At 70.6% G+C, this 20,666-nt stretch carries 19 protein-coding genes; 3 read left to right on the top strand and 16 right to left on the bottom strand.

Annotation, left to right across the window (positions count from 1 at the left end; translation table 11 throughout):
• The 4 genes from AKI01S_RS20865 to AKI01S_RS20850 all read right to left on the bottom strand — a co-directional run.
• Positions 1–383: hypothetical protein (locus tag AKI01S_RS20865; RefSeq protein WP_218009756.1), on the bottom strand; the 383-nt coding region annotated here is incomplete at its 3' end.
• A gap of 67 nt (positions 384–450) precedes the next feature.
• Positions 451–1,236: a carbohydrate ABC transporter permease gene (locus AKI01S_RS20860; RefSeq protein WP_067820318.1), complete on the bottom strand. Its 786-nt coding sequence runs from the start codon at positions 1,234–1,236 to the stop codon at positions 451–453.
• Positions 1,237–1,360: 124 nt separating this feature from the next.
• Positions 1,361–2,284: a carbohydrate ABC transporter permease gene (locus tag AKI01S_RS20855; protein WP_218009755.1), complete on the bottom strand. Its 924-nt coding sequence runs from the start codon at positions 2,282–2,284 to the stop codon at positions 1,361–1,363.
• Between the two features lie 5 nt (positions 2,285–2,289).
• Positions 2,290–3,636 (bottom strand): ABC transporter substrate-binding protein, encoded by a 1,347-nt coding sequence (locus tag AKI01S_RS20850; RefSeq protein WP_067820315.1) that lies wholly within the window; start codon positions 3,634–3,636, stop codon positions 2,290–2,292.
• A gap of 222 nt (positions 3,637–3,858) precedes the next feature.
• On the opposite strand from AKI01S_RS20850, the gene AKI01S_RS20845 reads away from it, so the two are divergent.
• Positions 3,859–4,491, top strand: a complete 633-nt coding sequence (locus AKI01S_RS20845; RefSeq protein WP_067820312.1) for a TetR/AcrR family transcriptional regulator — start codon at positions 3,859–3,861, stop codon at positions 4,489–4,491.
• A 14-nt stretch (positions 4,492–4,505) separates the two neighbouring features.
• On the opposite strand, the gene AKI01S_RS20840 is transcribed toward AKI01S_RS20845, so the two are convergent.
• From AKI01S_RS20840 to AKI01S_RS20790, 11 genes are read right to left on the bottom strand one after another with little or no spacing between them, the layout of a single operon-like run.
• Positions 4,506–5,540 carry an enoyl-CoA hydratase/isomerase family protein gene (locus tag AKI01S_RS20840; RefSeq protein WP_218009754.1) on the bottom strand — a complete coding sequence of 345 codons (1,035 nt, stop codon included), beginning with the start codon at positions 5,538–5,540 and terminating at the stop codon, positions 4,506–4,508.
• A 10-nt stretch (positions 5,541–5,550) separates the two neighbouring features.
• Positions 5,551–7,023, bottom strand: coding sequence for a class I adenylate-forming enzyme family protein (locus tag AKI01S_RS20835; protein ID WP_218009753.1), 1,473 nt, complete (start codon positions 7,021–7,023; stop codon positions 5,551–5,553).
• A 29-nt stretch (positions 7,024–7,052) separates the two neighbouring features.
• Positions 7,053–7,352, bottom strand: coding sequence for a hypothetical protein (locus AKI01S_RS20830; RefSeq protein ID WP_067820303.1), 300 nt, complete (start codon positions 7,350–7,352; stop codon positions 7,053–7,055).
• 33 nt (positions 7,353–7,385) lie between these two features.
• On the bottom strand, positions 7,386–8,498 hold the full coding sequence (locus tag AKI01S_RS20825) for an FAS1-like dehydratase domain-containing protein (protein ID WP_067820299.1): 1,113 nt from the start codon (positions 8,496–8,498) through the stop codon (positions 7,386–7,388).
• Between the two features lie 22 nt (positions 8,499–8,520).
• Entirely contained in the window at positions 8,521–9,729 is a 1,209-nt protein-coding gene (locus AKI01S_RS20820; protein WP_067820296.1) for a cytochrome P450, read from the bottom strand.
• Positions 9,730–9,771: 42 nt separating this feature from the next.
• Positions 9,772–10,653 (bottom strand): SDR family NAD(P)-dependent oxidoreductase, encoded by an 882-nt coding sequence (locus AKI01S_RS20815; protein WP_067820293.1) that lies wholly within the window; start codon positions 10,651–10,653, stop codon positions 9,772–9,774.
• Positions 10,637–11,791, bottom strand: a complete 1,155-nt coding sequence (locus tag AKI01S_RS20810) for a CaiB/BaiF CoA transferase family protein (protein WP_067820289.1) — start codon at positions 11,789–11,791, stop codon at positions 10,637–10,639. The genes AKI01S_RS20815 and AKI01S_RS20810 overlap by 17 nt, the downstream gene beginning before the upstream one ends.
• 31 nt (positions 11,792–11,822) lie before the next feature.
• On the bottom strand, positions 11,823–12,728 hold the full coding sequence (locus AKI01S_RS20805) for an SMP-30/gluconolactonase/LRE family protein (protein WP_067820344.1): 906 nt from the start codon (positions 12,726–12,728) through the stop codon (positions 11,823–11,825).
• Positions 12,729–12,748: 20 nt separating this feature from the next.
• Positions 12,749–15,010 carry a CaiB/BaiF CoA-transferase family protein gene (locus AKI01S_RS20800; RefSeq protein WP_067820285.1) on the bottom strand — a complete coding sequence of 754 codons (2,262 nt, stop codon included), beginning with the start codon at positions 15,008–15,010 and terminating at the stop codon, positions 12,749–12,751.
• On the bottom strand, positions 15,007–16,062 hold the full coding sequence (locus tag AKI01S_RS20795) for an acyl-CoA dehydrogenase family protein (RefSeq protein WP_067820281.1): 1,056 nt from the start codon (positions 16,060–16,062) through the stop codon (positions 15,007–15,009). Before AKI01S_RS20795 ends, AKI01S_RS20800 begins: the two co-directional genes overlap by 4 nt.
• 12 nt (positions 16,063–16,074) lie before the next feature.
• Positions 16,075–17,259 (bottom strand): acyl-CoA dehydrogenase family protein, encoded by a 1,185-nt coding sequence (locus tag AKI01S_RS20790; protein ID WP_067820278.1) that lies wholly within the window; start codon positions 17,257–17,259, stop codon positions 16,075–16,077.
• 207 nt (positions 17,260–17,466) lie between these two features.
• On the opposite strand from AKI01S_RS20790, the gene AKI01S_RS20785 reads away from it, so the two are divergent.
• Positions 17,467–17,937, top strand: coding sequence for a MarR family winged helix-turn-helix transcriptional regulator (locus AKI01S_RS20785; RefSeq protein ID WP_067820275.1), 471 nt, complete (start codon positions 17,467–17,469; stop codon positions 17,935–17,937).
• Between the two features lie 16 nt (positions 17,938–17,953).
• Here the strand turns inward: AKI01S_RS20785 and AKI01S_RS20780 are convergent, their stop codons facing one another.
• On the bottom strand, positions 17,954–19,171 hold the full coding sequence (locus AKI01S_RS20780; RefSeq protein ID WP_067820272.1) for a DegT/DnrJ/EryC1/StrS family aminotransferase: 1,218 nt from the start codon (positions 19,169–19,171) through the stop codon (positions 17,954–17,956).
• A 231-nt stretch (positions 19,172–19,402) separates the two neighbouring features.
• Here AKI01S_RS20780 and AKI01S_RS20775 point away from each other — a divergent pair, with 231 nt between their 5' ends.
• A complete protein-coding gene (locus AKI01S_RS20775) occupies positions 19,403–20,653 on the top strand; it encodes an LLM class flavin-dependent oxidoreductase (RefSeq protein ID WP_067820269.1) in 1,251 nt (416 codons plus the stop codon).
• Positions 20,654–20,666: the final 13 nt, after the last annotated feature.

Genomic DNA, 20,666 nt, shown 5'->3' with positions numbered 1-20,666 from the left:
CAGCTCGCCGCCTGCCCCCAGGCGGTGGGGAACTGGTGGCCCTGCGGGTGGACCAGGCCGTTGACGCCCTCGGCGTGGACCAGGACGCCGATGCCGAACGGGTTCAGGTCCCGCGCGATCTCCTGGAACCGGGCGATGTCGCGGGTGAGCTGTTCGAGGTCCTGGCTGAGCTGCCAGCCCAGCGACAGATGCCCGACCCCGTGCGGGCGCACCAGGGGAAGGCGCTCGATCTCGTACAGGAATCCCGTCGGCAGTTCCGGCGTCGGCGCGGGAGGGCCCGAGAGCTTGGCCTGGTCGACCAGATCCATGGGAACGACCCCATGGATCTGGCCTGTCTTCTGGTCGAGGTCCATGCGGGCGACGAGCTTGTCGATGTCGGTCACGATGCCGCGTCCTTCGTCTGGTTCGAAACGGAGCCGACGGGGTGCGCGCCCGGCGCTCTGGGGCTTCTCATCCCTTGACCGCGGATCCGACCACGCTCCGGACGAAGTGGCGCTGGGCGAAGAAGAAGATCAGGAGCACGGGCATGATGTAGAGGGTGGCCGCGGCGGCCTGCACCGTCGGTATCCCGTTGCCGTGCGGGTCCTTGTACCAGGACGTGATGGCCACCGACAGCGTCGTGTGGTCGACGTCGAGCAGCAGGGCGGGAGCGATGTAGTCACCCCAGCTCCAGGTGAACGAGAGCAGGAACGCGGTGATCAGCACGGGGCGGGACAGCGGCAGGAAGATCCTGACGAAGATGCGCGGCCAGCCGCAGCCGTCGATGATCGCGGCATCCTCCAGCTCACGGGGGATCGCCGCGAAGAACTGCCGGAACAGGAACACCAGGTAGGGGGACGCGGCCAGCCCCCACAGGACCCACGGCCAGTAGGTGTTCACCAGTCCCAGCCGGGAGAACATCACATAGGTCGGCAGGATCGTCAGGACCTGCGGCAGCATCATCGTGGACAGCACCACGAGGAACATCGCCCGCTTGCCCGGGGCCCGCAGCCGGGCGAATCCGAATCCGACCGCCGCGCTGGACAGGGTGATGAGGAACGCATAGGTCGTGGAGAGGAACAACGAGTTCATGGCGTAGGCGGCGAAGTTCACGTCCGTCAGCGCTTGGGTGAAGTTGCTCCACTGAACCTGGTCGGGCAGGACGCTGCCGGGCACCGCGACCCATTCCTCGCGGGTCTTGAGCGCCGCCAGCAGCAGCCAGAGGAACGGTCCGGCGAAGACCACGGACAGCGCCATGAGGAGAACGTAGGCCGCGCCGTTCCCAGGACGTGGCCTGCGCGGCCCGCGCAGCGTTCCGCGGCCTGTGGCGGTCCTGGCCGCGGCGATCGGACGGGTTTTGCCGATGTCCATCGGACGGCTCCTAACGGTCCGCATCGCTGTCGACCTCGTAATGGACCCACAGTCGGCTCGACCGCTGTACCAGCAAGGTGAAAGCGAGGATGACAAGGAAGAAGACCCACAGCATGGCCGAGCCGTACCCGAAGCGGTTGTGGAGGAAGAAATCCTGGTACACCTGCACCATGTAAAGGCGCGTGCTCTGCGGCACCTGGCCGACGGTGGAGATGCTGCTGGTCTCGGCCAGCAGCAACGGCTGGATGACGATCTGGAGGGTCGTGATGACGCCGGTGATCACCTGGAAGTACACGACCGGGGAGATCATCGGCAACGTGACGTGCCGGAACACGCTCCAGCGGCTGGCGCCGTCCACCCGAGCCGCCTCCTCGAGTTCGGCGGGCACCCCCTGCAGCGCGGCGAGCATGATGACCATGCCGCCGCCCAGGCCCCACAACGTGAGGATGACGAGGGCGTAGAAGGCCACCGGATCGACCAGCCAGCTGATCGGACGGATTCCGGCGACGCCGAGGACGGCGTTCATGATGCCGGAATCCCGGTTCAGGATGAGCTTCCACATGATGGCCGTGGCGACCATGGGAACGATCGACGGCAGGAAGAAGACGGTGCGCCAGAACCCCACCGCCTTCAGCCGGCGGTTCAGCAGCATGGCCAGACCGAGCGAACCGGCGACGCTGAGCGGAACCACCATCGCGGTGTATCCGATCGTTCTGACGAGCGCCGCCTGGGCGGCCTGGTCGCCGAACAGCTCGACGTAGTTGCGGAACCCGATCCAGCGCCACCGCGGCGAGCTGCCATCGAAATTGGTCAGGCTGACGGCGAACGCGTACAGCAGCGGTGCGGCGGTCAGGAAGAGGAAGCCTGCCACCCACGGCCCGACGAACAGGTAGAAATGCCTCCGCGGGTAGCGGGACCAGCCGTTGCGTGCCATCTGTCTCAGCCGATCCGTTCCTTGCCCTGCTTCAGCAACCTGTTGATCTCGGTCGTGACCGAGGCGCAGGCGGCGTCGACGGACTGCTGGTTCTTGATCGCTCGCTGCAGGTGCTTGTCGAGGGTGACGTTCCACCCGTCCACCGTGATGTACGGCGAGTCCGGCAGGGGCGCCAGGTACTGGAGTTCGCGCTGGGCGACGGAGTAGGCCTGCTTCTGGTAGGGCAGGTCCTGCGGCAGCTTCGGAAGCAGCGACTTCAGCGACGGGAGCCCCCACCCGCTCTTGGCCCGCGTCTCGGCGGGCGGTCCGGCCATGTAGTACTCCATGAACTTCCAGGCCTCGTCCTTGTGCTTGGCCTTGACCGGGATCCATGCCCCCTGGCCGGAGTAGCAGGGGCTCACGCGCTTGTCGCCCATGATCGGAGCGGGCGCCATCCGGACGCGGCCGCTCAGCGCCTTGTCCTTGACGAAGTTGCCGCCGAAGAAGTAGCCGTCCTGCGTGATCGCCATCCGCTCGGCGCTGAAGGTGGACTGGTCGGAGCCGTCCGGCAGCGGGTTCAGCGACGTCGGGCCGACGCCCGACCGGCCGAAGTCGACGAACCAGCCGAAGGCGCGGCGCGCGGCGGCCGTGGTGAGGTCGACCTCGGTCAGGTCGCCGTTGTACAGCTGCGCGCCCTGCTGGAGGATCATCGTCGCGATCGGACCGTACAGGGTCCAGGCCCATTCGACGCCGAGGCCGAACACCTTCGTCCTGCCGCCCTGCCTGACCGTCAGCCGCTTGGCGATGGCCAGCAGCTCGTCGTAGTCGGTGGGCTGGGAGTCGCTCAGGTACGGAACCTTCGCCTGGTCGAACAGCGCCGTGTTGTACCAGAGCGTCGCGTCCTGGCTCCAGTCCTTGACGATGCCGTGGTACGCGCCTTGGCCGATCCTGCGGCCGTCCCAGCGGAAGCTGTTGTTGACGGGCTGCAGGTCCTCCTTCCTCAACACCCGGCTCTTCTCCAGGTAGGGGGTCAGGTCGGTCGCGAGGCCACGCGCATTGGTGTTCGCGCTGCCCACGGCGGCGCCGATCGTGATGTCCGGCGGGTTGCCCGAGGCGAGCATCGCGTTGAGCCGGGTCGCGTCGAACTCCAGGAGATTGATCTTGATCCCGGGGTTCTTCGCCTCGAAGTCCGCGATGGACTCCTTGGGCAGGTCGGCGGCGCTGAACATCACGGTGAGGGTCACCTTGCCGCCGGACCCGCCGGACGAGCCCGCGTTGCACGCGCCGAGCAGGGACGTTGCCGCGGCGCCACCGGCGGCGGCCGCCGCGCCCGTGAGCAACCGTCGCCTGCTGATCGGTTCGGATCCGTTCACGTCGGTCTCCTGGGGTGGGAGTGAGTGCGGCCTCCTCGCGAGGCCCTGCCGGGGTGAGGTGACGGTACAACGAAATCCGAACACCTGCTACATTTTCCCGGGGTGAATCGCTCATGACGAGGCGGAGCGTCTCTTGGTCGTTACGTTGGGTCGACGGTTCCGGGTGTCCAGCCGCGATGACCGGTCCCGGGAGGCCGCGAGTGGCGCGCTAAGGTCTCAGGCATGAGCGCGACCAGGCCCACTCGTGTTCGAGGCCCGTACGCGAAGTCGGCGCAACGGAGGCAGGAGATTCTCGAGGCGGCCACGACCGTGTTCGCGGCCAGCGGGTACCGCGGTGGATCGTTGCGGGACATCGCGCGTCAGCTCAATCTGAGCCTCACCAGCATCGTCCATCACTTCGGCACCAAGTACGAGCTTCTCGAAGCGGTTCTGGAGCGCGCGGACCAGACCGTCGGCACGGGTTTCGTGGCCTTCGACTTCGAGGCCGACTGCGTCGAGCGCGGGGTCGCCCTGGCCACCATGGGGAGGGTGCGCTCCAACCTCGAACGGCCGGAGCTGCTCAGGGTCCTGGCGATTCTGGCCGCCGAGTCGTCGGCCCCGGAACATCCCGCTCACGACTGGTTCATCGAGAGGTACCGGAGGAAGGCCGAATCGCTTGCCAAGGGGTTCGCCTACGACCAGGAGGTCGGCCGTATCGACGGTTCCCGTGATCCCCGCATGCTGAGCAGGTTGCTCATCGGCGCGTGGGACGGCGTGCAGCTGCAGTGGCTCATCGATCCGTCGGTCGACATGGAGGCGGCGATGCTCGCCTTCTTCGAGGCGATGGTCCCGGAGGCGCTCGACAGCGGGTCGTGACCCGGCTCGCGCGGTCATGGCCGCACCTCATCGATCAGACCCCAGTCCAGCGCCGTGGACGGGCTCAGGGTCTCCCCGGTCAGCGCCAGCCACGCGGTGCGCCAACGGCCGATGCGGCGGGTCAGGCTCACGGTGCCGCCGGCGCCGGGAACGAGCCCCATGCTCAGCTCGGGCAACCGGATGCGCGCATCGGGCCGTGCCACGACCCGTCCGGCGAAAGCGGGGACCTCGATCCCGGCCCCTATGCAGTTGCCGTGGAGGAAGGCGGTCGTGCGGCGGGCGACGCGATCGAGCGCCAGCCCGGCCGAACGGGTCGTGCGGAGCAGATGAGCGACGGCGGGGTCGCGGCTCGTGCCGAACTCGTCCAGGTCGCCGCCCGCACAGAAGTCCGGCCCGCGGCCGGATATCTCCACCCTGAGCGTCGGATCGCCGGCCGCTGCCGCCAGTGCGTCGCAGAGCGCCTCGCGCATGGCGGCGTTGAAGGCGTTGCGGCGGGCCGGGCGCGACAGAGTGATGCGGAGTACACCCTGCTCAAGCGTCACCTCGACGGGGTCGGCCGTCTCTTGCGACCGGCGGTCGCCCCTGCCCGCCAGCCAGGTCGCGAACTCCGTTCCGGCGAGCAGGAACGAATAGTGGGCGGACTCCGCGACGAGGGCGTCCTGGACGGGCAGCCGGGCCTGAAGACGGAGAAGCCTTCCCAGACTGATGGCGGCGACCGGGTGTGCCTGGATCGCCGAGGTCAGCCTGTCGAGCGCGACGGCCAGGTCGCCAACGGTCACGACCTGGGGCTCCGGCCGTGGCCGGGTGGACAGCGTCACCGTGCACGCCCGCATCAGCGACACGGCCGCTCGGGTGGGAGCATCGTCGAGCACTCCGATGACGATGGGCGCGCTCGCCGTCGAACGCTCGAACACGGATACGTCCACGCCCGCTGTGGGGACCGCCGACAGATCGAGCGTCAGCCAAGGCTCGGCCGGTAGACCGTCAGGAGTCGTGGCTTGAGGGGCGTTGAGACGGTCCAGGAGCTCCTTCGCCAGCACGTTCGTCACCCTTGCCCGGTCAGCGCGCGGCGTCGGCGAACCAGCGCCTCAGGTCGCGTCGCAGCAGCTTCCCCAGGTCGTTGCGGGGCAGGGCGGAGCAGAAGGCGAAGCGCGCGGGGACCCTGCTCGACCGAAGGCGCTCGCCGACCCACGCCCGCAGCTCGCCCGCGGACGGCTCCGTTCCCGGGCGGGCGACGATCACTGCGGCGACGGCCTCGCCCCACTGCTCATCCGGTACACCGACGACGGCCGCCTCGGCCACGGCGGGATGCTGGAGCAGGACGTCCTCGATCTCTCCCGGTGACAGGTTCTCCCCGCCCCGGACGATGACGTCGTCAAGGCGTCCCTCGACGAACACGTAGCCTTCGTCGTCGATCCAGCCGCCGTCGCGCGTGCGGAACCAGCCGTCGGCGTCGGTGACGGTGCCGTGGGAGTACTCTCCGGAGATCTGGGGGCCCCGGACCCACAGTTCACCGCGGACGCCGGGGGGAAGCTCCCTGCCGTCGCCGTCGCGGACGACCAGTTCGACGGCGGGCAGTGGCCGGCCGACGGAGCCGAGCCTGCGCCGGATCACCGGGTCGTCCGCGGCCAGGGCCCGGCGGTGGTCGTCCGGGCCGAGCACCGCGACCGACGAGGTCGTCTCGGTCAGGCCGTAGCCGTTGACGAAGCCGACATGGGGGAGCAGGTTCAGCGCGCGCTCGATGACCGGTGTCGGCATCCGCCCGCCGCCGTAGGACAGGTGCCTCAGATTTGGCAGGCTCCGCCTCCCGCGTTCGAGTACGGCGACGATGCGCGCCAGCATCGTCGGTACGACCATGGCGTGGGTGACACGCTGCTCGCCCGCCAGCCGGACCCACTCCTCCGCGTCGAAGTTCGGCAACTGCACGATGCGGCGGCCCGAGTACAGAGCGGTGAGCAGACCGGCGACGCCTGCGATGTGGTACGGCGGAACGCTGATGAGCGTGGCCTCGTCAGTCCCCGCGGACAGGAACTCCACCGAGCCCAGAACGTAGGAGGTCAGGTGGCGGTGCCGCAGTACGGCGACCTTGGGGGCCCCGGTCGTCCCGCTGGTGTGCAGGAGCACGCAGGGCTCGTCCTGGCCCGCCGTCGCGGGCCGCGTGGTCGGCTCCGCGGAGCGGAGTGCGCCCATCGTCTCGTCCGGGGTGGAGACGCGGAGCCCGTCCTCGGCCCTGGCCAGGTCCGCGGGATGTCCGTCGGCGATCACGTGGCCCGGCGAGCGGCCGCGCAGCACGGCGCGCAGCGGGCCGTCGGCGAGGCGGTAACTGACCGGCGCGAACGGACGTCCCGTCCATGCGGCGGCGAACAGCGCGATCGGCAGGACGGGGTCGGCGACGGTCGCGTAGACGACGCCGGGCGGTCCGGTCTCCCACAGACCGGCGAGCCGGGTCGTGGCGTCCAGCAGGGCGCGGTAGGAGAAGCCGGTCACGGCGTCGCCGAGCGCGATCCGGCCGGGGTCCGCGGAGGCCGCCATCTCAAGGAGGGTGACGATGTTCATGGGCGCTAGTCCGAGGAGGGGAGTGCCTTGGCGGCCTTGATGGCCAGCGGTTCGTCGCCGACGGTCAGCGCGCCGCGGCCGCCCTTGGTCACCAGTACTTCCAGGGACCCCGAGGCGTCGCTGTAGCGCTTGCCGATGAGCAGGTCGTCCCCGCCTTCGGCGATCGCCGTCGGCGCGGGCTCGTCGTGGTCGAGCATGGGGGCGCCTCCGCAGCGCAGGTCGACCTCGTCGTCCGGCGCCCGGACAACGATGATCTCAGCCGTGGACGCGGCGGCGCGCAGCCGTGATCCCGGACGAAGTCGCATCTGTGGTCCTCCGAGTTCCTTCGTGGTGTGCGGTCAGCCGTACATGCCGGGACGGTGTTCACCCGTCCGGGGGAAGGGAGGGGCGAGATCGGTGCCCTGGGCGGGGAGCCGGACCGTGGCCCGCCCGTTCGCCGTGACCGTGCCCGCCTGGTTGACGTTCTCGACGTCGATCTCGGCCAGCAGGTCGTCGCCGTCCCGGTGCACACGCGCGACCGAGCCCCGCACGGTGTTGGTGTCGCCGACGAGGTTGGGCCGGCGCAACCGGGAGTCCAGCCGGAGCAGCGTGCCATGGTCGCCCATCCAGTCGGTCACCGCCTGGATCAGCCAGCAGATCCGCTGCGGCCCGTAGTCGAAGCTGGCGGCCTGCGCGCGGTTGCTGCGGGCGTACTCCGGGTCGGCCCGGCCGCCGGCGCCCATGTCGATGGTGCCCTCGTCGACGTGGCGGGAACGCCGGGTGCTCAGGACGGCGTGCGCGAACAGATACAGCTCGGTGGTGGTGTAGGTGCCCTTCGGCAGGTCCGGGACCGGCTCGCCCTCCTTGACGTCCTCCCAGAAGAGCGGTGCTCCGCCGCGCCTTCGGCGTTCCCAGACGAGCGGGTCGGGCGCGATCCTGCGCTCCGCTCCGGTGACCGGGGCCGACTCGACGCCTCGCCCCGGGTTGGGGAAGCGCAGCATGTTGGTCCGCATGGTGGCGATCAGTTCCTGGCGCGAGTTCCAGTACTCGGTGCGCCCGACGCAGACGCACGCCTCTCCGAGCTGCGGCATCGACGTGCGTCTGATCTCCACGGGCGTTTCGACGCCCCGCACCCGGTCCCCGAGCCAGATCGGGCGGTGCCACTCGATCTCGGACCCGAGGTAGAGCAGGGTGAGATCCTTGGTGGCCACCTCTTCCTCGGGGATGTGGCCCCATATCGCGGCGTTGGCCCCGAACTCGATGGAGAACAGGAAGGCCGGGGAGGCCACCAGCGTCCCGTAGCGGGCCTGCTCGGCGTAGCCGGGATCGCGGAAAAGCGGGTTGTGGTCGCCCACGCCGTCGCCGAACCGCTGGAGCCATTCTTCGGAGACCGTGCGCCAGGGCCGAGGGGGCAAGGGAACGCCGAGACCCTTTCGGTAGGCGGCCTCGAACTCACCGAGGGTGCGAATCATGCCTGCTCGTCCTCCTTGGAGGTCACCATGTGACGGGGAATTCGGTCATTCCGCCGGTGAGAACGCCTTCCAGGTAGACGGGGTCACCGGCGAGGGCCAGACCCGGCAGCCGCTTGAAGAGGGTGCCGATGCCGACCTGCAGCTCCATCTGCGCCAAGGAGGCGCCCAGGCATCGGTGCAGCCCGTGGCTGAAGGTGAGGTGCTGGTTGCGCGGGCGTCGCACGTCGAACCGGTCGGGGGTGTCGAAGGCTTGTTCGTCGTGGTTGGCCGTGCTCACATCGACCATCACGGCCTCGCCCCTGCGGATGAGCACGTCGGCGAGTTCGACGTCCTCGTCGGCGACGAACGGGACTAGGCCCGCCGCCCCGGTGACGGGCTGGTCGATCACCATGCCGGCGTGGCGGAGCAGCTCCTCGACCGCGCGCGTGATCCGGCCGTCGACGTCCTCGGCCAGGACGGCGCGCTGGTCGGGGTTCAGCAGCAGCGCCAGCACGCCCTGCTCCATGAAGTTGGCCGTGTTGTCGAAGCCGCCGAGCACCAGCAGCATGGCGATCTCCACGATCTCGGCGTCGGTGAGCCGGTCGTCGGCGTCGCGGGCGGCCGCCAGCGCGCTGAGCAGATCGTCCCGCGGCTCGGCGCGTCTGGCGGCCATGAGCTCCGCCAGGTACCCGTACAGGGCCGTCGTGTGCCCGACGACCTCGTCCATCTCCATTCCGGAGGTGGACAGCAGGGCGTGGCTCCACTGGACGAAGTTCGCTCGTCCTTCCGAGGGCACGCCCAGCAGGTCCCCGATGACCTGGATGGGCAGCGGCAGCGCGTAGGACCCCACGAGATCGGCGGTCCTGGCGCCGTCGGCCACCATCGCGTCGACGAGCCGGTCGGCGAGCGCCTGCGTGGACGGCCTCAGCCGTTCGACTCTGCGCATGGTGAACGCCTTGGTGACGAGCCGGCGCAGGCGCGTGTGGTCGGGCGGGTCCATGAACTGCAGGGTCTTGGTGAGGAACTCGGGGAACTCGAAGGGGTAGGGGACGGGGCGTCCGTCGGCGAACGGCTTGCGGACGAACCGCCGGTCCTCGAGCAACCTCCGGCACGCGTCGTGCCGGTGGACCACCCAGGCGTCGCCGCCGTAGGCGAACGAGACCTTCGTCATCGGCCGGTCGGCGCGAACGGCACGCATGATCGCTTGGCCTTCCGCCGGGGTGACCGGCCCGAAGGGGAAGTCGGCTGTCATCGGAACTCCTGAGGTCGGGGCGGGGACCGGGCCGGGTCCGGATCAGGCGGGGAGGGGCAGCTCGGCGGGCTGGGCGTCGTCGAGTGCGGTGATCTCGCCGATGCGCTCGGCGACGGTCTCCGGGGTCAGCTTCGGGTCCTGGATCCCGGGGGTGTTGACCACGACCATGCGGGAGACGTGGCCGCCCGCGGCGTTGAAGACCTCTCCGGTGACCGCGCAGTCGGCATGGGCCAGGTAGGCGCCCACCGGCGCGACCATCTCCGGAGGCATGTGCTCGTCCATGAACTCGACGGTGCCGGGCGGCAGGGCGGGGGCCGCCAGCCGCAGCATCCGGGTCCCGGCGCCGGGCGCGACGGCGTTGACCTTGACGCCGTGGGGCGCGCCCGCGATGGCGAGGTTGCGGGTCAGCCCGTAGATCGCGCCTTTGGCCGCACCGTAGTGCGCCATGTCCGGCTGGCCGGTCATGGCGGCGGAGACGGTGTTGACGATCCGTCCGTGCCCGGAGGCGGTCAGGTGGGGCCAGGCCGCACGGGAGACCAGCAGGCTGCCGGTGTAGTGGACGTCGATGAAGTCCTGGAACACCTCGAGAGCCAGCTCCTCGAACCGGCCGAGCCGGTAGATCCCCGCGTTGTTGATGACGGCGTCGACGCGGCCGAACCGCGCCACGGCGGTCGCGACGATGGCCGCGGCGCCCTCGGGGTCGGCGACCGAGTCGGCGCTCGCCACGGCCGTGCCCCCGGCCGCCTCGATCTCGGCCACGACGGAGGCGGCGGGACCGCCGGAGGCGTGGCGGCCGTCGGTGTCACCGCCGAGATCGTTGACCACGACGGCGGCGCCGCGGTCGGCCAGCAGCCGTGCGTAGGCCCGGCCGATGCCGCGCCCGGCGCCGGTCACGATGACGACGCGGTCAGTGAAGTCGAGCATGGTGGGCTCCCTGGGGGGTGGTCAGAGCCTGGATCTCCGCTGGAGACAGGCCGGCCTCGGCCAGCACCTCCGCCGTGTGCTCGCCGGGGCGGGGAGCGGGCGGCGGGACGGGCCGGGGCCCCGCGTCGCCGAATCTCGGCGCGGGCGCGGGGTGGGGAACGCCGTTGACGTTCTGGAAGGTCCGGCGGGCCAGGTGGTGGGGATGGGCGAGTGCCTCCAGCGGGGCGAGCACCGGGGCGAAGCAGGTGTCGGAATGCTCCAGGACGCCGCGCCACTCGTCGCGGGTCCGGGTGCGGAAGATCTCGGCGAACCGTCTTTTCATCGAGGGCCAGCAGGACGCGTCCATCTGGTCCGGGAGACCGGCGGGGTCGAGTCCGAGGCCGTCGAGGAGCGCGCCGTAGAAGCGGGGCTCGATCGCGGCGACCGACACGTAGCGCCCGTCGGAGGTCTCGTAGACGGCGTAGAAGTGCGCGCCCGAGTCGAGGAGGTTGGTGCCGCGTTCCTGCGCCCACCCGCCTGTCGCGACCAGCGGGTAGAACATGGCCATCATGGCGGCCACGCCGTCGACCATCGCGGCGTCCACGACCTGGCCCTCGCCCGTCCGCTCGACGCCGAGCAGCGCGCTGACGACTCCGAACGCCAGCAGCATCCCGCCTCCGCCGTAGTCGGCGACCAGGTTCAACGGCGGGACGGGAGGCCCGCCCCGCGTGCCGATTGCGTGCAGGGCGCCGGTCAGCGCCAGGTAGTTCAGGTCATGCCCGGCGGTCTGCGCGTACGGGCCTTCGCGGCCCCAGCCGGTGACGCGCCCGTACACCAGGGCGGGGTTCCTGGCCAGGCATGTCTCCGGCCCGAGCCCCAGCCGTTCGGCCACTCCGGGGCGGAAGCCCTCGATGAGCACGCTGGACCGGTCGAGCAGCGCGAGCACCGCGTCACCGGCACGCGGATCCTTCAGGTCGAGGGCGACGGACCTGCGCCCTCGACCGAGAACGTCGGTGCGGTGATCGGTCGGTCCGGTCGCGTCGGGCCGGACTACCTGGATCACGTCGGCCCCCAGGTCCGCCAGCATCATGCCGGCGAACGGGACGGGACCCTGCCCGGCCAGCTCCACGACGCGTACGCCGTCCAGCGGACTGTTCATCGTCGCCCTCCTCCGGGTGTCATGGCCGGTCTCAGGGCCGGGTCCCGCCGCCCGGCACCTCGACACGGGCCTGCCAGATCGAGCCCTGCGCGCCGTCCCGCGACCGCTGGAAGTCGAAGACCTCGACGCCGCAGGCCAGGAAGAGGGTGCGGCGGTCGTCTCCGCCGAGGACGCACGCGGTGCTCGATCCGGCCTCGGACCGGGGGACCGTCACCTCGGCGAGGACCTGTCCGCCGTCGGCCACGCGGATCGCGCGGCCGGTCACCGGCAGGGCCGTCCATGCCGCGCCCTCCGCGTCGAGGCACATCCCGTCGGGCAGGTCCCCGATGTCGGCGAAGACCCGTCCGCCGGACAGCTCGCCGTCGGTCCCGACGTCGAAGGCGGTCAGGCGGTTGGCGAACGCCTCGGCGGTGACGAGCGTCCTGCCGTCCTCGGTGAGCGCGATGCCGTTGGCCCCCATCAGGTGCTCGGTGCCGGTGGCGGCGCGGGCGGCACCGCCGGGCTCCACGATGAGGATGGGGGAGGGGGCCGGTTGCTCCTGCGCCCACAGGTCGAATCCGAGCTGGGTCACGTAGGCGCGTCCGGACGCGGTGACGACCATGTCGTTGACGGGGCCGGCGGCCAGATCCCGGAGGTCGGCGTAGACCTCCGCCTTTCCGTCCGCCCCTTCGGTGACGACCAGCACGACCTTCTCGAACATCGAGACCACGAGGAGGCGCCCGTCAGGCAGGTGACCGGTCCCCGCGGGCACGACCTCGGCGCCGTCCAGCCCGTCCCGCCCGCTCAGGTCGGCGACCGTTTCGGGTCGGCCCGCCGCGTCGAGCGCGACGACGCGGTGGTTGTACATGTCGGAGAAGTGGAACCGGCCCGCGTGCCAGCGCGGGCATTCGGGCCAGCTGAAGCCGCCGGCCAACGGCTGGGCGGGAAGGGAGTTCATGGCGCGGGTCTCCTCGAGGGTCACAGGTGATCGGGGCGGGTGCCGATGACGCCGCGGGCGGCGAGTTCCCGCAGCCGCCGGGGTGGGAGCGCGAGTTCCTCCTCCAGCACCTCGTGGTTGTGCTGGCCGAGAGTGGGGGGCGGCAGGACCGACCAGCGGTCGATGCCGGAGTGGCGATAGGGGACGACGGGGAGGGCGACGCGCCCGGCCACCGGGTGCTCGATCTCCTCGAAGAGGCCGCGCGCGGCGAGCTGGGGATGTTCGTGGACGAACCGGGGATCGGTGAGCTCCGCGGCCGGTACACCGCGGGCCAGCAGCGCGCTGACGAGTTCCGCGGCATCCCGGTCGCGGGTCCACTCGGCCAGTTCTCGGTCGAGTTCGTCCTCCTGGGCTTTGCGGCCCGCATACGTTCCGAGCGCGGGATCCTCACGCCAGCGCGGCACATCGGCCAGGTCCCGCAGGGCGGCCCAGTGCTCGTCGGTCACCACGGAGATCGCCACCCAGCACTCGGTGCCCGAGCAGGGGTAAGCGCCCTGGGGCGCCACGCCGGGGGATCGGTTGCCGTCGCGGCCGATCACACACCCGGTGGCACCGGCCTCGAGCACCTGCTCGGCCGCCATGGTCAGGGCCGCCTCGACCAGGGGAGCCTCGACGAGCAGGCCCTGCCCGGTCTCCGCTCGCCTGCGCAAGGCCGCGAGCAGGGCGAAGACCGCGTTGGCGCCTCCCATGGGGTCTGCGGGGCCGTTGGGGTTGGTGGGTGGGCCGTCCGGGTAGCCGGTCACCCAGCACAGGCCCGCGTACTGCTCGACGGTCTGGGCGTAGCCGACCCTGTCGCGCAGCGGGCCGGTCAACCCGAACGCGGGCATCCGGAGCATGACGAGCGTGGGGTTGAGGGCGTGCACTCTCGGCCAGCCGAGGCCGAGGTCGTCCAGTACGCGCGGGGCGAAGTTCTCCAGCAGGACGTCGGCGTCCGCGATCAGGCGTTCGAGCAGCTCCAAGCCCTCGGGATCGGTGAGGTCGAGTGTGATCGAGCGCTTGTTGTGGTTGGCCCCCAGGAAGAAGGGTCCCCGTTCCCACCACGACTCCCGCCGTGGGTCCCCCTGGAGGAGCCGGGCTCCGTCCACCCGCCGGGTCGACTCGACCTTCAGCACGTCGGCGCCCAGGGAGCCGAGCAGGGTGGCGGCGAACGAACCCGCCCACCATGTGCCCAGGTCCAGTACGCGCAGCCCGGTCAGGGGCCTGCCGGTGCCGGTGCGCGTCCGTGGGCGCGCCGGTTCTGACGCGGCTGCCGCCTCGTCGGGCCGGGGCCTCCTGCCGTCGATCAGGAAGGGCACGTCGGGGCGGGGGGTACCCGTGCCCCCGGTGATGAAGAAACCCCGTTCGACCATGTGCTCGTCCTGGACGACGGTGGCCCCGTTGTGAACCGGTGAGGACGGGATCCGGAACAGCGCCGTCCGTTCGAGGACGTCCCGGAGGGAATGCCGCCGGGTCCAGCTCCGCACGATCTCGTTCCACTCCTCGGCGCGCCGGTAGCGGCCGTAGTGGGTGGAGAGCTCCTCGTCTTCCAGCAGGTCCGGCCGTTCGACCAGCACCATGAAGTCCTGCAGGTTCTGCGCGGACGCGAGGTTGAAGCCCACCCAGCCGTCGGACACCGGTTCCACGGAGGGGCTGAGCCGGTGCCGCATGACCGCCGGTTCCCGCGTCTCCTCCCGCAGCGCCGCGCCCGCGTCGACGAACAGGTTCGTGACGTAGGTGTGCACGTCCAGGAGCGCCACATCGAGACGAGCGGTGCCGGCTCCGGTGACGGCGGCCAGCGCGCCGCTCGCCGCGAGCGCCCCCGCGACCCACTCGGCGGGGCGGCCTCCGGCCATCAGCGGGTAGGAGTCCGGCAGGCCGCGCAGCCGCAGGGATCCGCTCTCGGCCTGCAGGGTGAAATCCGTCCACGGCCTTCCCCGCCCGGACCACGGGCCGCCGCGGCCCCACGGGGAGATCTCGACGGTCACCGGTGCGGTGGGGCCGTCGCCCGGTTCGTCCAGCTCCCGGATCAGGATGTCGGCCCGGCCGATCAGCTCCTCGGCGCTGTCCTCCCCCGCGGTGCGCTTGTGGGAGGACAGGAAGGAGAACAGGGCCTTCGAGCCGTTGCGGAGCGGATGACCTCCGGCGGGTTCGATCAGGGTCACCCGGGCGCCGCAGTCGGCGAACAACTTGCCCGCGTACGCTCCGGCGAGCGTGCGGGACATCTCCACGACACGCAGCCCGGCCAGGGGCGCTCCGGCGCTCATGACGCGCTCCCGGCCAGGATGCCGCCGAGTTCGAGCAGCGCGGCGGAGGCGCCACCGAGGATCAGTTCGTTGCGCTTGCCCTCCAGGACGAAGCGGTGCAGCGGATAGTCCAGGTCCGTGCTCAACCCGCCGTGCAGATGCTGGGCGCTGTGCAGGACCCGGGGGCCCGCGTCACAGGCCCACCAGGCGGCGATGGCCACGGCCTCGGCGGCGTCCATCCCCTCGGCCAGACGCCATGCCGCCTGCCACGCGGTCAGCCGCTGCCCCTCCACATCGATGTAGGCGTCGGCGATGCGCTGGCTGGCGGCCTGGAACGCGCCGAGGGGGCGGCCGAACTGCTCGCGGGTGCGCAGGTGCGCGGCGGTCAGGTCGAGCGCCGCCTGGCCGCACCCGAGCTGATGCACGCACAAGGCCGTCGTGACGCGCGGGAGCAGCCAGTCGAGTACCTCGGCGCCCTCACCCGGGACGCGCAGCACGTCCTCCGGGGGGACCGGCGCGGAATCGAACCGCATGAGGAACTCGGGCCGACCCGTGAAGGTGTCCTGCCGCTGAAGCTCCACCCGGTCGGCGAACGGGTCGACAAGGAACAGTCCGGTTCGGCCCTCGGCATCGTCAGCGGCGACGAGGACCCGCTCGGCGGTGTCGGCCAGGGGAACGAAGGGCCGGGTTCCGGTGAGGCTCCAGCCGCCGTCGTCCGTCACCCGCACCCGCCCCTCGCCGAGTGCTCCGGGGATCAGCGCCGTTCCCTCACAGACGGGCGGGATCAACCGGGACCTCTGCTCGGTCGTGCCGAAGACGGCGACGGGGGCCGCCCCGAGAAGGACGCCGTCGATCAGCGGCGCCCGTGCGCCGGACGCGCCTACGGCCTCCACGACCAGGCAGAATTCGACGAAGGACCCTCCCGATCCGCCCAGCTCCTCGGGAAGGGCGATACCGAGGAGTCCCGACCGGGCCAGGTCTCGCCACCGACGGTCGTCCTCCGTGGAACCGCCGAGGATCTCCCTCGCCAGTTCCCTCAGGCTTTCCTGGTCCTCGTCGAAGGTGAAGTCCATCCTTCTGCTCTCCTAACGTCCGGTACGGGGGAGGCCGAGGCCGAGCTGCGCGATGAGGTCGCGCTGGATCTCGTTGGCGCCACCGGTGAAGGTCATGACGTGCACGGACCGGAACGCCTTGGCGGGTCCGCCGTCCAGGACCGCGCCGGGGGCGCCGCGGGTCAGGTAGCCGCGGCGCCCGGCCAGCTCCAGGAGGGCGTCGTTCAGCTCGACATGGAGCTGGCTGCCGAACACCTTGGCGGCGGAGGCGGTGGCCGGGGCGAGCCGCTCGGCGTCGACGGCGGCGGCCGCCTTGGCGTTGAGCAGCCTCAGGAATTCCACCTTGGCGCGGGCCCGCGCCAGCGCCATCCGCGCCGAGGGCCGGTCGAGGAGGCGTTCGCCGCCCGGTGACGTCTCATCGGCGGCCCAGGCGATCGCGCGTTCGAGCTGGGCGGCGAGCCCCGCCGAGGGCACCAGCGCGATCCGTTCGAAGTTGAGCTGACCGGTGATCAGGGCCCAGCCCTTGTTCTCACCGCCGATGCAGGCGTCCAGTGGCACCCTGACCTCGTCGAACGCGACGGATGCGACCGAATGGTCCCCGAGGGTGCGCAACCGGGTGGAATGGATGCCCCGGGTGTGACGCGGTATCAGGAACACCGAGATGCCCTGGTGCCGGGGAGCCTTCGGATCGGTGCGCGCGGCGAGCCAGATGTAGTCGGCGGCCTCCATCATCCCGGTCCACAGCTTCTGGCCGTTGATGACGTAGGAGTCGCCGTCCCGGACGGCCCGGGTCCGCAGTGAGGCGAGGTCCGTGCCGGCTTCCGGCTCGGAGTAGCCGATGGCGAAGTGGGCCTCCCCGGCCAGGATCGCGGGAAGCAGGGTGGCCTTCTGCTCCTCGGTGCCGTACGCCGCGATGGCCGGGCCGACGCTGTTGATCGTCAGCAGCGGCGTGGGCACGCTGAACCGGGCGGCCTCCTCGGCGAAGATCGCCTGTTCCGTCATGGTGCGGCCCTGGCCGCCGAGCTCCCGGGGCCACCCGATTCCCAGCCAGCCGTCCTTGCCGAGCTGGCGGACCACCTCGCGGTAGACGGTGGTGGCCTCCGGCACCGAGTAGCCGTCGCGTAGGGCATGGCGTCTCTCCGGTGTCATCAGCCGGTCGAAGTAGGCGCGCAGCTCGTCGCGGAGGGCGATCTGCTCGGGGGTGTACTCCAGATACATCCAGATCCGTCCGTCTACGGTTCGGGCAGGGAGTTCGGGCGGTGACCGGGGTGCGGATCCGAGGCCGGTTAGGCTCCGGCCCGTGGGCGACGTCACGCTCCCGCTGAGCGGTCTTCGGTCAGCGCCTCTGATATGCTGTCGGATGGAAACTATGTCGAATCGACACTTTAATGTCCCGCTCGTGCCCGAGGGAAGAGTTCGGCGGCCATGACTTCACCGACCGGTCCGGAGCCGGGCCTGGTTCAGATCCTCGAGGCGTTCGGCCTGATCCTCGGCCGGTGGACCGCGGTGGGGATGCAGGACCTGATCATCGAGCGCGCCGGGGTGGACGTCGACGCCGCGACCATGACCCTCCTGCTGGAGCTCAAGCGTGCGGGCGGCACCGCCCGCCCGTCCTCCCTGGCGCAGCTGACGCACACCAGCGCCTCCAACGTGAGCAAGGTCCTGGCGCGCATGGTGGCCGGCGGGCTCGTCGAACGGACGACGGAACCGGGGGACCTGCGCGCGGTCTCCATCACCTTGACCCCGGCGGGGCACCGCGCCATGGACCGGCTCAACGAGACCAGCGTGGCGATGCTCGGGGAGGTCCTGAAGGACTGGCCCGACCGCGATGTCACCGAGTTCGGCGACCTGCTGAGCCGCTTCGCGCAGGCCGTCCGCGCCTCGTTCCAGCCATGACGGGCGCCCGGCCATCTCAGCGCCTGCCGGCCACGAAGGCGTCGATCTGGTCGCCGACGTAGGCGATCTGCTCGTCGGTGAGCCCATGGCTGCAGGAGATGAGCACGCCTCGCTCCAGCACCGCGTCGGCGTTCGGCAGGCCGGAGTCCGGCTGCCGGAACGTGACGTTCTTCAGGAAGGGCTGGCGGGCCGCGTTGCCCGTCCAGACCGTGCGGGTGTCGACGCCGCGCGGTTCGAGGAACGCCTGTAGGTCGGCGCGGTCGAACCCGGCGTCCGGGCGGATGAGGAAGCAGTAGCAGAGCCAGGCGGTGTCCAGGCCGTCGGTCTGGCGCGGCGGGACGAAGAACTCCGGGTGCCGGGCGAGCGCCTCGGTGTAGAGGGCGAAATTGCGCTGGCGGCGCGCAACGTTCTCGGGAAGCCTGTGCACCTGTTGGACGCCGAAGGCCGCGCACAGCTCGGTGGGCAGGAAGTTCCAGCCGAGCTCGTCGAAGATGAACATGTCGTCGTAGCGGACGCCGTCGAGGTCGGTGCGGAAGGCGCGTTCGGCCCCCTGCCCGGAGCCGTAGAGCCGCACCTCCGAGCGGCGGCCCCAGCCGCGCAGCGCAAGGCAGCGATCGGCCAGGTCGGCATCGTCGAGCAGGACCATTCCGCCCTGGCCGGCCGCGGTGACGATGTGCGACAGCGAGAAGCTCGTCACGGAGATGTCGGAGCGCAGCCCGGTCGGAGTGCCCCGCAGGGTGGCGCCCAGGGCGTCGCAGGAATCCTCGACCACCCGGAGCCCGTGCCGGTCCGCGACGTCCCGGATCTCGTCCCAGTCCGGCGCGTTGCCGGCGAGGTTGGGGACCAGGATCGCCCGGGTCCGGGCGGTGACCATCTCCTCGATCCGGCTGACGTCGATGTTGAAGGTGTCGGGTTCGACGTCGACGAAGACGGGGACCAGGCCGGCGCGCACCAGAGCCGACAGGTCCGTGGAGAACGTCAGGGGCGAGGTGATGACCTCGGATCCGGCGGGAAGGTCCAGCAGTTCCACGGCGAGGAACAGCGCCGCCGAGCCCGAGCTCACCATCACGCCGCGCCTCTTGCCGAACAGCCCGGCCACCAGCCGCTCCATCTCGGCGACGTGCGGGCCGATCCGCAGCCCGTTCTGCCCCTCGGTGAGCACCCCGGCCACAGCGTCGATCTCGTGGTGGTCGTACACGGCGGCGGAGTAGGTGACGCGTCGCGGTTCCGTCATCGCCCGGCCCTTCTTTTTGGTATTCAGCTCTTGCTTATAGTCTCTAAGTAGAGATAAGTATCACTGGGACGGGAGTCGGACAAGGCCCGGAGGAGGCCACGGCGGCATGGGGACGATGCGCGCGGCACCGCCGCGGGAGTTCGGGAAGCCCTTGGGGTCACCGACGTGACGGCGGAGCGGACCCGGTGATCGTGCGCGTCCTCATCGCCCTCTGATCCGAGGAGAACAGCAATGAAATTCGCCATCTTCATGAACCCGCAGATCCCTGGATCGGGCTGGGCGGCCGAGGAGAACGCCAAGGCCAAGCGGCCCATCGGGCGTGATGTGGAGTCGTACCAGCAGCTGCTGCACGAGGTGCGCGAGATCGCCGTGCACGCCGACCGCGTCGGCTTCGACGCCCTGATGATGACCGAGCACCACTTCCACTCCGAGGGCTTCGAGTTCTCGGTCAACCCGCTGATGTTCCTCACCGACCTGGCCGCCCGCACCGAACGCATCCTGCTGGCCCCCCTCGGCCTGGTGCTGCCCGCCTGGGACCCGATCCGCGCCGCCGAGGACGTGGCGCTGCTGGACCACTTCTCCAAAGGCCGACTGCGCCTGGGCGTGGCCCGCGGTTACCAGAACCGCTGGATGAACGTCCTGGGCCAGCGCTGGCACGCCGGAGCGGCCCGGTCCGACGGCTCCAGGTCCGACGACCGCAACTTCGACGTCTTCGGCGAGGTGCTGAAGATCATGAAGATGGCGTGGGAGAACGACACCCTCCGCTACCGCAGCGACGTGCTGGACTACGAGATCCCCAGCCCGTACGGCGGCATCGAGGGCTGGCCCGCCGCCGAGTGGACCCGCACCTTCGGCGCCCCCGGCGAGATCGACGACGACGGCGTCGTCCGGGCGGTCTCGGTCTGCCCCAAGCCCTACCAGAACCCGCACCCCGAACTGTGGCAGCCGTTCACCGTCTCGGACCGGTCGGTCATCCGGGCGGCGCAGGAGGGCATCCTGCCCTGGATGTTCACGCCCAACCCGGACGAGCACGCCGCCAAGGCCAAGCTCTACCAGGACGAATGCGCCAAGCAGGGCAAGGACTACAAGCTCGGCGAGCACACCGGCATCCTCAAGATGGTGGGCATGGCGGGCAGCCGCGAAGAGGCGGTGTCCATCTATGGCAAGGGCATGCAGAAGGACTTCGCCTCCTTCTTCGGCCCGTTCGGCTACCTGGAAGTCCTTCGCACCAGGGAGGACGACCGGTACACGCCGATCAGCCCGGAGAAGGGCGACTTCAAGCGCATGTCCGAGGTGGAGATGGCGCTGATCGGCGGCCCGGACGACGTGAAACGCGGCATCCAGCGGATGCTGGACCGGATGCCCGACCTGGAGTGGTTCGGCCTGTTCATGCAGGGACAGCAGGGGGTGCTGCCGCTCGACACGGTCAAGCGCAACCTGGAGCTGTTCGCCACCAAGGTCATCCCCGAGTTCCAGGGCTGAACCGCCCCCTTCC

The sequence above is a fragment of the Actinomadura kijaniata NBRC 14229 genome, assembly GCF_001552175.1.
Lineage (GTDB): Bacteria > Actinomycetota > Actinomycetes > Streptosporangiales > Streptosporangiaceae > Spirillospora > Spirillospora kijaniata.
The sequence above is the reverse complement of the archived record's forward strand: the minus strand, read 5'-3'. Positions and strand labels throughout refer to the sequence as shown.